Origin of the sequence: Acidiphilium sp. 20-67-58 (assembly GCF_002255515.1) — a bacterium.
Taxonomy (GTDB): Bacteria; Pseudomonadota; Alphaproteobacteria; order Acetobacterales; family Acetobacteraceae; genus Acidiphilium.
Genome location: NZ_NCAS01000019.1, coordinates 1 through 14,112 on the forward strand (window position 1 = coordinate 1; position 14,112 = coordinate 14,112).

Below are 14,112 nucleotides of genomic sequence, written 5' to 3' on the forward strand. Positions count from 1 at the left end.
AAACGGGATTATGCCTCGCCTGCTGGGCATGGTGGCGTTCGTAGGTAGCGGGGCGAGGCTTCCGGTGCTGCACCACGTGCGACAGTCCACAAGTGAGCCAGTCACCGCCGCAACATGCCGCCACCCCTACGCGCGTGCGTGTATGCGTATTGCTTGCCTAATCCCCTAATCCCCGCCCGGCGAGGCGGACGAATCGAGAGCGGCGGAGACGATCACGCAACCGTGATTACGTCACTCCGCGTCATCCTGTCCGGTGGTTTGCGAAGCATCCGCGAGGCATATTTTCAGGGAAGGGGGATCAATGACACCCGAAAATGGGCGGTAAGTCATTGATTTAAAATGGTGCCGACACCCAGGATTGAACTGGGGACCTACTGATTACGAATCAGTTGCTCTACCGCTGAGCTATGTCGGCATATCCCGGAGCCTATAACGAGGCTTGGCTCACCCTGCAAGATCGAATCAGGCCGCTGCCGTTCCCTGCTCTCCCGACAGGATATGGCGCAGTGCCTGCACCAGTTTGTCCATCATCGCCTCGGTGTGTTTGGGACCAGGGGTAAATCGCAGCCTCTCCGTTCCGGCAGGTACCGTCGGATAGTTGATCGGTGTCGCATACATGCCGAATTCGCGGATCAGTCGCATCGAGACTTCGGTCGCCCGTGCTGCGTTGCCGATCATAAGCGGCACAATGTGACTTTCCGTCGGCAGCCGTGGCAGTCCGGCCTGATCGAATTTCGATTTCAGCAGGTTTGCCCGCTCGAACAACGTATCGCGGCGAGCCTGGTCGACCTTCAGCCGACGAATCGAGGCGAGTGCCGCGGCAACGGTGGGCGGGGGCAGGGCGGTGGTGAAGATGAAGCCGGCCGCGACCGAGCGGATGTAATCGATCACGCTCGCATCGCCTGCGATGTAGCCGCCATGGCAGCCATAGGCCTTGGCCAGCGTGCCCTCGATGATGGTGAGGCGATGGGCAACGCCGTCCCGCTCGGAGACGCCGGCGCCGTGCGGGCCATACATGCCCACGGCGTGAACCTCGTCGAGATAGGTGATGGCGTTGTATTTGTCAGCAAGGTCGCAGATCGCGCCGATCGGGGCGATGTCACCGTCCATCGAATAGACGCTTTCGAAGGCAACCATCTTCGGCGCATCGGCTGGTGCTGCCGCCAGCTTGGCTTCGAGATCGGCGAGGTCGTTATGGGCGAAGACATGCACCGTCGCCTCCTTGCCACCCTTGATGCCGACGATCATCGAATTGTGGTTCTGCGCATCGGAAAACACATGCCAGCCTGGCATCGAGTTCAGGATCGCGGTCAGCGTCGCCTGGTTCGAGACGTAGCCCGAGGTGAAGAGCAAGGCGGAATCCTTGCCATGCAACGAGGCAAGCTCCGCCTCCAGTGCGACGTGGATCGGCGAGGAACCGGCGATGTTGCGCGTCCCGCCGGCACCGGCGCCCATCGTGCGCGCAGCCTCGATCGAGGCCTCGATCACCTCGGGATCGGTGCCCATGGCCAGATAGTCATTCGAGGACCAGACCAGGATATCCTGGGTGCGGCCTTCCATTGTCACCTTGTAATACGGAAAGCGGTCAGCCAGCTTCTCCAGCGCCACGAAGCGACGATAGCGCCCTGCGGCGCGGATATCGGCCAGGGCCTTGTCGCATTGGGCGATGAACGGGTGGTCGCGATTCATACTGTGCTCCTCGCAGTCCCTCGGGCCGGTACCTTGTCCGCACCCGGATTACATATCATTGCGCGGAAAGTTGCGCGTCTCGTCAAGGATATAAGTGCCAGCAAGCGAAATATTTCGTCAAAAAAAGATTGCTGCCGGTCAGCGTGGCCCAGGTGGGGCGAGAGCGGCCATCATCTCTTCCCATTCACGTTTCGACAGGCCGGATTGAGCCTGATCGACCTGTTCGCCGGCCAGCATCCTGCGCAGCGTGGCGAGCATCGTCGCCGAAAAGGTTGCGGCCCCCATGCGGTACTCCTCGAAAGCCCGACAACTGGCCGGCACCCAGGCGCGGACGATGCCGAGCATGGCCTCGGCATACGCCCGGATTTCGTACTGGGCGTGAGGATCGGCACGCAGGGACAGGAAGTGGAACAGGTTGTGAAGGTCGGTTTTCCAATACCACTGGGTATAGGTGTTGAGCGTCAGGTTCATCCGTGCCAGCTCGCGCGCCAGGCCGCGGCGGGACGTGTCGGCGCCGCCTTCGTTCAACATGTGCTCGTAATGAGTATAATTCCGCTCGGCATCGGCGCGCAGCATGGCCAATACCTCGGCGGCCTCGTCGCCCTCGAGCAGGTCGCCCCGCCCCTGGCGGTTGTTGGCTGACTGGGCTGCGAGTTGCGCAGGGGCGGGGATGTAGAATTCGCGGTCCATCACCGAATAGCGGGCAGAGTACTCATTCACATTCGCCGTCCGATGGCGGATCCACTGGCGTGCGATGAAGATCGGCAGCTTCACATGCAGCTTGATCTCGCACATTTCGAAGGGTGTGGAATGCCGGTGGCGCATGAGGTAGCGGATCAGCCCCTCGTCCTCGCTGACCTTGCGGGTGCCACGGCCATAAGAGACCCGGGCCGCCTGAACCACAGCGGCATCGTCGCCCATATAGTCGACGACGCGGACGAAGCCGTGATCGAGCACCGGAATCGCGTTGAAAAGCATGGCCTCTAGGGCAGGCACGGTGGCGCGACGGGTCGCCGCGGTTTCGGCGCGCGCGGCCTCGATCTCGATACGGTCGGAATCGCTGAGCGACATGGCGGCAGTCCCTGGTTGAGCGATCGTCCTATGCCCGTCCGGCGCCATCGGCAAGAATGGCATCTTTCACAGCCGGCACACTTCGCCTATATAAGTCTCGTCGGGCAACCGACTATGGCGATAAACGATGCGTGGAATAATCGTAGTGGACCCGGGGGCAGTACCCGGCGCCTCCACCATTTTCCCGCCGGGCTGGTTCGTATTTTGCAAATCGAACTGCCGGCGGTTTCATGGGGGCGAAACAGGCTCGACACGCGTGGTAAAGACCCATCTTTCGCTCGGCATGGTTCCGCCGTCATCGGGCCGTATCACAAGTGCCAACGATAACTTCGAGGCGCTCGCTATCGCTGCATAAGCGATAAGCGCGGCACGGGGGGCGCCGGGCAACAGAAGCCCCCCACCTTGCCATATCGAGATAGGCAAAAAAAAGGCCGGTCTTTGACCGGCCGGCATCATTTCGATGCTATCTAAAGAGGCTCCCTAAACTTGGCGGCTGGCGCCCGACTCATCGTTACTGCTCACGACACAAGTTCGTTTGCGGTTTCCGAAAATTTCGTAACGCCACAGTCATTAGATGACCGAGAATCATGACGCGGGCAAGACCCTTTCGTCTCGCATAGGGGCCATTGAAAGAAAAAATGTGTTACATTGTGCGAGACGCCGGCGAAGCTTGCGAAGCGCTTGAGGCGTGCGCCATTGCCATCGCGCGGACCGCCGCTGCCGGACATGGCCGATATCTAGAGCACTTTCCGATCCTTTTGGATCGGATGTAGTGCTCTATCATATTGATAAACCGAGCATCTTTATCCGATCAGATGATTCCATCTGATCGGATGATGCTCTAAGCGCTCAACGGCTCGTCAAATCGTTGAATTTTCACTGTCCTGTTACGGAAATCACCAGGATGATGCTGGCGAGGATCAGATTGGCGGCGATCAGCCGGTTGATCCGGCTCCAGCCCGTCGTCGTCGCTTCCGCATCGTTCGCCGTGATCGCTTCCTCGAGCAATGGCAGCAATCCGAAGCGAAGAACGAGCGTTACGACCGCCATCACGATTCCGAGAGACTGCATCGCGTTGACCGTCCAGCTCCAGTTACGGGGCGGTCCGAGTTCGGCAAATGCGAGTCCCCAGCCGGATGTGAGGGTCAACACCATAGCGGGTATCATTACGGAAAATTGCCGCCGGCAGAGGACGGCATCGCGGCATCCCGCCACAAGAAGGGCAAGCAGCAGCCCGTTCCATGCGGCAAACCCGCCGAGATGCATCGCCGCCAGCCCGGAAATTACCGTCAAGGCCGGATCGCTCACGCCAGCAGCGTGCGCAATCGTTCCGCGACGGCCATCACCTCCTGGCCTGCGAGCGTTGCGGGGCCGGTTTCGGCAATGCCGAGACCGTCTGCGAAACTATTTGCATAAGCGGCCCGGTTTCCGAGCGCCGTATCGAGCAGTTGCAACCGCCTCGCGGCGATTTCCACCTCGAGACGCCGTCGCAGTTTCGATGCTGAAGGCGCCCGGTTGAACATCAACGCGACCGGCCGCCGTTCCTCGGTTGCCAGGGTCAGTGTGCCCTCGGCCGCCCAAAGATCGGGCGGCGTGGGGTTTAGCGGGATCAGCACGAGGTCCGCGCCGCGGATGGCACGCCGCGCGTTGGAATCGAGAACCGGCGGCGTGTCGATCAACACGAGATCGCAACTGCCGTGCAAGGTCTCGAGCACGTTTCCCAGCCGCCACCCGGAAACCGACTCGACCGTGAGATCAGCACTCGCCTTCGGGTTGGCTGCCCGCAGCCGGCCCCAGGCGCCGAGCGTTCCCTGCGGGTCAATGTCAAGCAGGCCAACCCGTCCGCCCATGCCGAGGGCAACGCCGAGCTGGGCCGCAAGCATCGTCTTGCCCGCACCACCCTTTTGTTGCGCCACCGCGATCACCCGCGCCATCAAAGCCTCCTGCCTTCCCGAGAGCGCTCTCCGATCCTTTCGGATCTGGCGCTCTATCATATTGATAAACTGAATATCCTTGTCCGATCAGATGATTCCATCTGATTGGATGATGCTCTAGCAAAGACCGTGCATTCTGTCTCACATAGGGGTCATGGACCCGTTGTATTCCCCTTTGGAGATGGCGCGCATCGACGCCGCTGCCCCGTCGTGCGGCATGAGTGGCATCGCGCTCATGGAAAATGCCGGGGCGGCGGTGGCGCGCGTTGTCAGGCGGCGCTTCCGCCCGGGCCGGGTGCTGGTTCTGGCCGGGCCGGGAAACAATGGCGGCGATGGATATGTCGCCGCGCGCCATCTGGCGCTTCGGGGGTGGCCTGTGGACGTCGCACCTGTCGCTCCGCCACGGCCGGGCAGCGATGCGGCGGCCATGGCGGCGCTCTGGCGCGGTCCTGTCGTGCCGCCCGATCGCGGGCGGGTCGTTGTCGCCGACATCGTCATCGATGCCGTGTTCGGCGCCGGGCTGACGAGGGATATCGATCCGGCCATTGCCGAGCTTCTTGCTGCGGCGCGCCGCATCGTTGCCATCGATACTCCCAGCGGCGTCGATGGTGCGACCGGCCTTGTGCGTGGGAGGCCCGCCCAGGCCCAGCTCACGGTGACATTCGAGGCGCGCAAGCCCGGCCATCTGCTCTATCCAGGGCGGGAACTCTGTGGCGAGACGCTCTGCGTCGCGATCGGCATGCCCGCGGCGGCATTCGCGTGCGTCGAGACGAAAACCTGGCGCAACACGCCTTCGCTCTGGCAGCTCCCGCAACCCGCACCGACGGCTCACAAATATCGACGAGGCCACCTGACGATCCTTGCAGGACCGATGGCCGGGGCGGCGCTCCTGGCCGCTGCCGCCTCTCGCCGCGTGGGCGCGGGGTTGGTGACGCTGAACGGCGCGGGACTGTCCGGGGCGCCGCCCGGCGTGATCGTCAGCCCGGCTCCGCTCGACGATCTGCTCGCGGATCAGCGGCGGCAGGTCTGGCTTTGCGGCCCGGGCCTCGGTGTGGAGGCTGCGGGTGCCGCCTTGCGCTCCCTTCTCGATGCGGGGCGGACCGTCGTGGCCGATGCCGACGCGCTGACATCCGCAGCCGGCGCGGCGGAAAATCTGCTTGGGGTTGCCGCGATAACCCCGCATGAAGGCGAGTTCGCCCGCCTGTTTCCCGATCTCGGCGATGACCGCCTCACCCGCGCCCGGATCGCCGCATCGCGGATCGGCGCAGTGGTCGTCCTGAAAGGGCCTGACACGGTGATTGCGGCGCCGGACGGACGCGCCGCGATCAACGACAATGCACCGCCCTGGCTGGCGACGGCCGGATCGGGAGACACCCTTGCCGGCATCATCGCCGGATTGCTGACACAGGGCATGGCACCGTTCGAATCCTGCTGCGCCGCCGTCTGGCTGCACGGTGAAGCGGCCTCGGCGGCGGGATCGGGCCTCATTGCGGAGGACCTCGCGGAACACCTACCGACAGTTGCAGATAAGATAAAAAATTTCAAAAATTAAACAAAATCCGGCGGAAATGCAGCTTAAGATCGGTGGCGCCAAACGTACGGTTAACCTATTCTTAACTCATGTTGGTTATTGCACTTTGTATGATCAGTGTAGCCTCCTTGTCAGCGTTTGCGGCGCCGATCGGCCCGTCCTCGCTGGAAATTCCGCCGCTCCGCGTGACGCCTGCATCACCGGCTGCGAGCGAAGCCTCCACGGCGTCCCGCCAGCCTGCCGCACCGGCGGGATCGATGCGAGGCTCGCGTCTCGACATCACGGTCTGACGACGCTGGACTGTCTGACGACGCTGGTTTTTTCATACCACTTTCGTATCTGATTTCTCCGTAAAGACCGGCGAGCCGCAAACAAGACGCAAACCAGCGCTTGCGCTCCTTGCCGAACTGAGTTTACACAAGCGCATTCATTCCTCCCTGCGGGAGAGAGCGGCGTTGCTGGTGAAAGCCGGTGTCCGCCGCCGCCGAAGGCGCAACCGGCCCCCGGAAACGCTCAGGCAAAAGGACCGCAACGGAGCAAGGATCTCTGGAAAGCCGGCGCGATGCGCCGCACCGAAGGCGTAAGGCACGGTTGTTCCCGCGCCGAATCTCTCAGGTTCCGCGACAGAGGGGGGTCAGACTGGACGGTTCTGCACCCGTCCGCTGGTGTCGCGGGAGATCTCATCGTGGCTGATCAAGCGTTGCAAACCGTGCCGCTCGATGCGTTGCATCGCAGTCTGGGCGCGCGAATGGTCGATTTCGCTGGCTATGACATGCCGGTGCAGTACGACGGCATCATCGCCGAACACCTGCATTGCCGGGCGCAGGCATCGCTGTTCGATGTCTCGCACATGGGCCAGGCGGTGCTCGAAGGCCCCGATGCGGCGGCCGCGCTGGAGCGCGTGGTCACCGGCGACATCAGGGGGCTCAAGCCAGGCCGCCAGCGCTACACGCTGCTGATGAACGCGCAGGGCGGAATCGTCGACGATCTCATGGTCGCCAATCTGGGCGACCGTCTGCTGCTCGTTCTCAATGCCGGGCGCAAGATCGTTGACGTTGCTCACATTCGCGCTCACCTCCCCGCAACCGTATCGCTGACCCCGCATTTCGACCGCGCGCTGATCGCCCTGCAAGGGCCGGAGGCTGGCGCCGTCCTCGCCGCCCTTGCGCCGGACGCCGCGGCGATGCGCTTCATGGATGCGCGCGAGACATCCGTCTCCGGCATCGCGGTCACCATCACCCGTTCGGGCTATACTGGCGAGGACGGGTTCGAGATCGGCCTTCCTGCGGCAGAGGCCGAGACGCTGGCGCGCGCCCTTCTGGCCGATCCGCGGGTGAAGCCGGCCGGCCTCGGCGCGCGGGATTCGCTGCGGCTCGAAGCCGGGCTGCCGCTGTATGGCAATGACATCGACGAAACGCGTGACCCGATTTCCGCAGGGCTCGGCTTCGCGATCGGCAAGACGCGCAAGATGGGCTGGGATTTCCTTGGCGGCGACGCCGTGCGCGCGGTGCACGATGCAGGCCCCGGCGAACGCCTTGTCGGGCTGCGCGCCGAGGGCCGGGCGCCGGTGCGCGCCGGCGCCGAACTCCGCGATGCCGCCGGGCAGCCGGCCGGGCGCGTCACCTCCGGCACGTTCGGTCCGAGCGTCAACGGGCCGATCGCACTCGGCTATGTCCGCGCCGACTGCGCCGCGGATGGTTCGACCCTCACTGCCGGGCTGCGCGGCCGCGATATCGGGATGATCGTGGCGCCACTGCCTTTCGTTCCGCATCGTTATCATCGCTGAAAGAGGACCAGATGACCGAGACCCGATTTTCCAAGGACCATGAATGGGTGCGGCTCGACGGCGACGTCGCGACCGTGGGGATCACCGATCACGCGCAGTCGGCGCTCGGCGATGTCGTGTTCGTCGAACTGCCCGAGGCGGGCCGGCATGTGGATGCCGGCGAGGCCTGCGCGGTGGTGGAAAGCGTCAAGGCCGCGTCGGATGTCTATGCGCCGCTCTCAGGCACGATGACCGAGGCGAATGGCGCGCTGGCCGACGAGCCCGGCATGGTCAACGCGCAGGCCGAATCCGGCGCCTGGTTCTTCCGCATGACCCTGGATGACCGCGCCGCCTTCGACGCCCTGCTGACCGCCGACGATTACCAGGCTTTCCTCGCAACGCTCTGACCGGAGCTGCCGCCATGCCGGATACCGCGCCCCAGACCATCGACGATTTCGCCGCCCTGCTCGCCGAGGAGCGGTTTGCCCTGCGCCATATCGGCCCCGGACCAGCTGAACGCGCGGCGATGCTGCGCGCGCTGGGGGCGGCTGATCTCGACGCGCTGATCGCCCGCACCGTGCCGGAGACGATCCGCAGCGCGGCACCGCTCGATTTGCCGGCGGCGCTGACCGAGGGCGAGATTCTCGACGACCTGCGCCGTTATGCTGCGGATAACGAAGTGAAGCGCAGCCTGATCGGGCTCGGCTATCACGGCACCGTCACGCCGCCGGTCATCCTGCGGAACGTGCTGGAAAATCCCGGCTGGTACACCGCCTACACGCCGTACCAGGCCGAGATCGCCCAGGGCCGGCTGGAAGCGCTGCTGAATTTCCAGACGATGATGGCGGAACTCGCCGGGCTCGACCTCGCCAATGCCTCGCTGCTGGACGAGGGCACGGCGGCGGCGGAGGGCGTCTCGCTCGCGCACGCGGTCCACAAGGGCGGATCGACCGTGATCGCCGTCGCCGCAGACCTGCATCCGCAGAGCCGGGCGGTGATCGCGACCCGCGCGGCCCCGCTCGGCTGGAAACTGGCAGATGTCGCACCGGGCGATGAAGCGGCGATCGAGCGGGCCAAGCCCTTCGCCGTGGTGCTGCAATACCCGGGCACGACGGGCGCTGTGCGCGACCTGTCGGACGAGATCGCCGCGGCGCATCGCGCCGGGGCGCTCGCCATCGTCGCGGCCGACCCGCTGGCGCTCACCCTGCTGCGGCCGCCGGGCGAGATGGGGGCGGATATCGTCGTCGGCTCGGCGCAGCGTTTCGGCGTTCCGATGGGCTTTGGCGGGCCACACGCGGCCTATTTCGCGACGCGCGATTCGCTGAAGCGGCACATGGCGGGCCGGCTGGTCGGCGTTTCGGTCGATGCGGCGGGGGAAGCCGCCCTGCGCCTCGCACTGCAGACGCGCGAGCAGCATATCAGGCGCGAGAAGGCGACCTCGAATATCTGCACCGCGCAGGTGCTGCTGGCGGTGATCGCCGGATTCTACGGCGTATGGCACGGACCGGAAGGGCTGGCGCGGATCGCCCGGCGGGTGCATCTCGCGGCCAGGCTGCTCGCCGGCGCGGCGCGGGCGGCCGGGCTTTCGCTCCGCCACGACGCGTTCTTCGACACGATCGCGATCGAGGCGGGTGCTGGTGCCGCCGCGCTGATGCAGCGGGCGCTGGATGCGGGGTTCAACCTGCGGCGCGTCGATGAGGGCTGCGTCGCCATCGCGCTCGACGAAACCGTGACGGCGGCGGAGATCGCCACCCTCGCCGGGGTGATCGGCGGTGCCGCGCGCGCCTCATCCTCGCCGCTCGCCGGCCTCGCACGGCAGAGCATCTTCATGAGCGAGCCGGTCTTCCACGCGCACCGCTCCGAGCACGCGATGCTGCGCTATCTCAAGCAGCTCGAGGACAAGGATGTCGCGCTCAACCGCAGCATGATCCCGCTCGGCTCCTGCACGATGAAGCTGAACGCGACGGCGGAGATGATCCCGATCACCTGGCGTGGCTTCGCCGATATCCACCCCTTCGCGCCGATGGAGCAGACCCGGGGCTACCGGGCGCTGATCGCCCGTCTGTCGGAGGATCTCGCCCGGATTACCGGATTCGCCGCGGTCTCGCTGCAGCCGAATTCCGGCGCGCAGGGGGAATATGCCGGGCTGCTGTCCATCCGTGCCTTCCATGCCGCGCGCGGCGATGGACATCGCGACATCTGCCTGATCCCCTCCTCGGCGCACGGCACCAACCCGGCCTCGGCGACGATGGCCGGCTACCGCGTGGTGGTGGTCGGCTGCGACCGGGCGGGGAATATCGACCTCGCCGACCTGGAGGCAAAGATCGCCGCCCATGCGGGGACGCTCGCGGCGCTGATGATCACCTACCCCTCGACCCATGGCGTGTTCGAGGCCAGCGTGCGGGACATCTGCGCCCGCGTGCACGCGGCCGGCGGCCAGGTCTATATGGATGGGGCGAACATGAACGCGCAGGTAGGGCTGACCTCGCCGGCGGCGATCGGCGCCGATGTCTGCCATCTCAACCTGCACAAGACGTTCTGCATTCCGCATGGCGGCGGCGGGCCCGGCGTCGGGCCGATCGCCGTGGCAGCACATCTCGCGCCGCATCTGCCGAACCATCCGCTGCGCCCGGATGCCGGACCCTCGACCGGCTATGGTCCGGTGAGCGCGGCTCCCTTCGGCTCGGCCTCGATCCTGCCGATCCCCTATGCCTATATCCGCATGATGGGGCCGGACGGTCTGCGCGAGGCAACGGCGGTGGCGATCCTCAACGCCAACTACATCGCCCACCGGCTCGCGCCGCATTATCCGATCCTCTACACCGACGCGAACGGCATGGTCGCGCATGAATGCATCATCGACTGCCGGCACTTCCAGGCCGAGGCCGGCATCCTGGTCGAGGATATTGCCAAGCGGCTGCAGGATTACGGGTTCCACGCGCCCACCATGTCCTGGCCGGTGCCGGGCACGCTGATGATCGAGCCGACCGAAAGCGAGACCAAGGCGGAACTCGACCGGTTCTGCGACGCGATGATCGCGATCCGCGCCGAGATCGCCGATGTCGCGGCTGGCACGCTCGACCGGGCGGACAACCCGCTGAAGAACGCGCCGCATACCGCGGCGGAGGTGATGGCGGCGACATGGACCCACAGCTATGGCCGCGACCGTGCCGCCTTTCCGCTGCCCTACCTGCGCGCGGCCAAATACTGGCCGCCGGTCAAGCGGGTGGACAATGTGTATGGCGACCGCAACCTCGTCTGCTCCTGCGCGCCGCTCTCGGCCTACGCCGAGGCGGCGGACTGAGCGGGGCCCGGTTTCGCAAGTCCAGGTTTCGCAAATCTTGGTTTCGCAAATCCGGGTCGGGCCCACATCCAGAGCCGTGCAGGGAGCGTAATCCCGGCACGGCTTTGCATGGAGGACCCGCATGACCACACTCGCCCGCCGCTCGCTGCTGGTGGCCGCCCCGGCGCTGCTCGCCGGCTGCACCTTCGATACCAGCCCCTATCCCCAGCCGAAGCTGCGCCATGCGCGCGTCGATCTCGATCGGTTCATGGGGCGCTGGTACATCATCGGCCATATCCCGTATTTCGCCGAGGCCGGATATGTCGGTGCCTATGCGGTCTATACGCGCCGACCCGACGGGGCGATCGACGACCAGTACAACGGCTACCCGAAAAGCTTTGCCGCGAAGCGCTTCCAGTTCACCTCGGTCGACGAGGTGGAGGCAGGGACGGACAATGCGGTCTGGCGCGTGACCCTGCTGAACGGAATGGTCGGCGTGCCGTATGTGATCATGCATGTCGAGCCCGATTATTCGGTGTTTCTCGGCGGATTTCCGAACCGCTCGCTGGGCTGGATCTTCGCCCGCGAGAAGCGGATGGACGAGGCGACCTACCGCGCCATGCTCGACCGCTTCTATCGCCAGGGGTACGACGCGCGACAGTTCCGCAGGGTCGCGCAGTTTCCCGATCAGATCGGCCAGCCCGGTTTCGAGCGCGTCTGAACGGCGCGGACCTAGCGTTTTTGGGGCCTTGCCGCTGACCCAGGGTGTCGGCATATCAGGATGCATGAGGTCGAGCGCCGCCCATGACTGAGTCCGCCGCGCCGCTGCGCCGCCTGGTCAGGCTGCTGTGGCGCGCGGTGCGCGCGGTGGTGTTCGTGGTCGGGCTGGTGACGATCGTGCTGGCAGGTGCCGGGGCCTGGGGGCTTCATCGTCTGGCGCGCCAGCCGGTCACGCTGCCGGCGCATTTCGTGCTGACCCTCGATCTTGAGGATGCGCCGCCGGATGTCGCCGCCCCGCCGGCGTTGCTCGCGCGGGCAACGGGCGAACACCCGACACTCGAACAGACCATCGCCGCGATCGACCGTGCCGCCACCGATCCGCGGGTCCGCGGTATCGACATTCTGCTCGGCGGCGGATGCTGCGGCCTGACCACGGCCGAGGAGTTACATGACGCGCTCTCCCGCTTCCGGGCGGTTTCCCACCGGCAGGTGGTCGCCCGGGCAATGTCCTTCGACGGTGCGGGAGGGCTTGGCGCCTATGTCGTCGCCACGGCGGCAAACCGCATCGAGCTGTCCGATGCCGGCGATTTCGGGGTCACGGGCCTCGCCCTGGAGAGCCCGTTCGCGGCGGACCTGCTCAAGATGGCGGGAGTCGAGGCGCAGTTCGCCCATATCGGCAAATACAAGACCTATCCGGAACTGTTCACCCGATCGGGCCCTTCGGCCGCGGCAACCGAAATGATGAACAGCCTTGCCGGCTCTCTCTACGATTCTGCGCTGGCGCCGATCGCGGCACGGCTGAAGCGAACCCCCGACCAGGTGAAGACCCTGCTCGACCAGGCGCCGTTCAGCGCCGGACAGGCGAAGCAGGACGGGCTGGTCGACACGGTCCTGCCGCTCTCGGCCCAGGTTGCCCATGTCCACGGCCTGCATGTGCGGCTTGCGCAGTACATCGCCGCGATGCGATCGGCGCCGGCCGGTGCGCCCAAAGTGGCGCTGATCGTCGCGCATGGTGATATCAACGCGCCGGACGCGCCGGGGCGGAGCAGCGGGATCGATCCGGCCCGTCTCGCGCATGAAATCGCGGTCGCGGTGGCTGATCCGTCGATCCGCGCGATCGTGCTGCGGCTCGACACCCCCGGCGGAACGGTAACCGGCTCGGCCATGGTCGGCGCCGAGGTCGCGCACGCTGCCAGCGTTCACAAGCCGCTGATCGTCTCGATGGGCGCGTTCGATGCGTCGGGTGGCTACTGGATTTCGAGCCATGGCGCGGTGCTGGTGGCCGATCCGGCAACGTTGACGGGCTCGATCGGCGTGCTCGGCGGCAAGTTCAGCTTCGGCGGGCTCCTTGCGCGACTGGGCGTCAGCGTCAGCGCGGCCTCGCGCGGCGCGAACGCGCTGTTCGACAGCGCGGCAACGCCCTGGACACCGGCACAGCTGGCGAGCCTGCAAGGCCAACTCGATCTCGACTACCAGAAATTCGTCGGCTGGGTCGCAGCCGGCCGGCGGATGAGTCCGGCGCAGGTCAACGCGGTGGGGCAGGGACGGGTGTGGACCGGCGCACAGGCCCGCAGCCGCGGCCTGGTCGACCGGCTGGGTGGATATCACGAAGCCTTCATGACCGTCCGCGCCGCGCTGCATCTGCCGGCGAGCGCACGGCTCGACATCGTGTCCGGCAATACGCAACCCGGCCTCGGGGTTCTCATCACCTCTCTCGCGCGGCGGGCCAGCCCGCTTCGCGTTGCCGAACTGCCCGAGCCGCTGCGCGGGCTTCTCGTGCTGACGCGGCTGCATCGCCTGTCGATGATACCGGTCGAACTCCGGTAGGGCTGCGATCCGACGTTTATTAACGGCGAGTTAATCAAACCAGGGGCCTTCGGAGTAAATCAAGAACAAAACAGAAACGCGCCGAAATCATCGGTGGCGAAGCCCGTCGCTTCACCGGCGATTCCGATTTGTTGCGCTTTTTAAGTGGAAATTTTACGAGCGCGGGGAGAAATCCCTTTGACGCCCATAACTGCCCATGATATCCCATGACAACCCATAGCGAATCCGGCTGACGTACCGTCCTGATGTCGGAATGTTTGCAGCGAGGCATAGCAACGGCGAGACGAAAGGG

General features: G+C 65.4%; 10 protein-coding genes, 1 tRNA gene, 1 other RNA gene and 1 riboswitch. Of the genes, 7 read left to right on the forward strand and 5 right to left on the reverse strand.

The features are described 5' to 3' along the window. Positions 1-340: 340 nt before the first annotated feature. The 3 genes from B7Z76_RS09150 to thyX all read right to left on the reverse strand — a co-directional run bounded on the left by B7Z76_RS09150 (position 341) and on the right by thyX (position 2,760). A tRNA-Thr gene (locus B7Z76_RS09150) sits at positions 341-415 on the reverse strand. A 47-nt stretch (positions 416-462) separates the two neighbouring features. After that, positions 463-1,689: a 5-aminolevulinate synthase gene (gene hemA, locus B7Z76_RS09155; protein WP_174502892.1), complete on the reverse strand. Its 1,227-nt coding sequence runs from the start codon at positions 1,687-1,689 to the stop codon at positions 463-465. A 138-nt stretch (positions 1,690-1,827) separates the two neighbouring features. Beyond that, complete coding sequence (gene thyX, locus B7Z76_RS09160) at positions 1,828-2,760, reverse strand: FAD-dependent thymidylate synthase (protein WP_291343500.1); 933 nt, start codon at positions 2,758-2,760, stop codon at positions 1,828-1,830. Between the two features lie 60 nt (positions 2,761-2,820). Here thyX and ssrA point away from each other — a divergent pair. Continuing rightward, positions 2,821-3,162, forward strand: a transfer-messenger RNA (tmRNA) gene (ssrA, locus tag B7Z76_RS09165). 474 nt (positions 3,163-3,636) lie between these two features. On the opposite strand, the gene B7Z76_RS09170 is transcribed toward ssrA, so the two are convergent. After that, a complete protein-coding gene (locus tag B7Z76_RS09170) occupies positions 3,637-4,068 on the reverse strand; it encodes a CopD family protein (RefSeq protein ID WP_291343502.1) in 432 nt (143 codons plus the stop codon). Further along, the gene (locus B7Z76_RS09175) at positions 4,065-4,694 is read right to left on the reverse strand and encodes a ParA family protein (protein ID WP_291343504.1); all 630 of its coding nucleotides are present in this window, start codon (positions 4,692-4,694) and stop codon (positions 4,065-4,067) included. The genes B7Z76_RS09170 and B7Z76_RS09175 overlap by 4 nt, the downstream gene beginning before the upstream one ends. A gap of 154 nt (positions 4,695-4,848) precedes the next feature. Here B7Z76_RS09175 and B7Z76_RS09180 point away from each other — a divergent pair, with 154 nt between their 5' ends. The 6 genes from B7Z76_RS09180 to B7Z76_RS09205 all read left to right on the forward strand — a co-directional run bounded on the left by B7Z76_RS09180 (position 4,849) and on the right by B7Z76_RS09205 (position 13,820). After that, a complete protein-coding gene (locus tag B7Z76_RS09180; RefSeq protein WP_291343506.1) occupies positions 4,849-6,246 on the forward strand; it encodes an NAD(P)H-hydrate dehydratase in 1,398 nt (465 codons plus the stop codon). A 409-nt stretch (positions 6,247-6,655) separates the two neighbouring features. Beyond that, positions 6,656-6,764: riboswitch (glycine riboswitch) on the forward strand. A 146-nt stretch (positions 6,765-6,910) separates the two neighbouring features. Further along, on the forward strand, positions 6,911-8,011 hold the full coding sequence (gene gcvT / locus B7Z76_RS09185; protein ID WP_291343508.1) for a glycine cleavage system aminomethyltransferase GcvT: 1,101 nt from the start codon (positions 6,911-6,913) through the stop codon (positions 8,009-8,011). An 11-nt stretch (positions 8,012-8,022) separates the two neighbouring features. Further along, the gene (gene gcvH / locus B7Z76_RS09190; protein WP_291343509.1) at positions 8,023-8,397 is read left to right on the forward strand and encodes a glycine cleavage system protein GcvH; all 375 of its coding nucleotides are present in this window, start codon (positions 8,023-8,025) and stop codon (positions 8,395-8,397) included. Between the two features lie 14 nt (positions 8,398-8,411). Further along, a complete protein-coding gene (gene gcvP / locus B7Z76_RS09195) occupies positions 8,412-11,294 on the forward strand; it encodes an aminomethyl-transferring glycine dehydrogenase (protein ID WP_291343511.1) in 2,883 nt (960 codons plus the stop codon). A 121-nt stretch (positions 11,295-11,415) separates the two neighbouring features. After that, positions 11,416-11,994, forward strand: a complete 579-nt coding sequence (locus tag B7Z76_RS09200) for a lipocalin family protein (RefSeq protein WP_291343513.1) — start codon at positions 11,416-11,418, stop codon at positions 11,992-11,994. An 83-nt stretch (positions 11,995-12,077) separates the two neighbouring features. Then, complete coding sequence (locus tag B7Z76_RS09205) at positions 12,078-13,820, forward strand: S49 family peptidase (RefSeq protein ID WP_291343515.1); 1,743 nt, start codon at positions 12,078-12,080, stop codon at positions 13,818-13,820. Positions 13,821-14,112 lie beyond the last annotated feature (292 nt).

Bases quoted from the DNA above. Each gene is read 5' to 3' on its own strand.
- hemA (WP_174502892.1), bottom strand. From the start codon at position 1,689: ATGAATCGCGACCACCCGTTCATCGCCCAATGCGACAAGGCCCTGGCC.
- thyX (WP_291343500.1), bottom strand. From the start codon at position 2,760: ATGTCGCTCAGCGATTCCGACCGTATCGAGATCGAGGCCGCGCGCGCC.
- B7Z76_RS09175 (WP_291343504.1), bottom strand. From the start codon at position 4,694: ATGGCGCGGGTGATCGCGGTGGCGCAACAAAAGGGTGGTGCGGGCAAG.
- B7Z76_RS09180 (WP_291343506.1), top strand. From the start codon at position 4,849: ATGGACCCGTTGTATTCCCCTTTGGAGATGGCGCGCATCGACGCCGCT.
- gcvH (WP_291343509.1), top strand. From the start codon at position 8,023: ATGACCGAGACCCGATTTTCCAAGGACCATGAATGGGTGCGGCTCGAC.
- gcvP (WP_291343511.1), top strand. From the start codon at position 8,412: ATGCCGGATACCGCGCCCCAGACCATCGACGATTTCGCCGCCCTGCTC.
- B7Z76_RS09200 (WP_291343513.1), top strand. From the start codon at position 11,416: ATGACCACACTCGCCCGCCGCTCGCTGCTGGTGGCCGCCCCGGCGCTG.
- B7Z76_RS09205 (WP_291343515.1), top strand. From the start codon at position 12,078: ATGACTGAGTCCGCCGCGCCGCTGCGCCGCCTGGTCAGGCTGCTGTGG.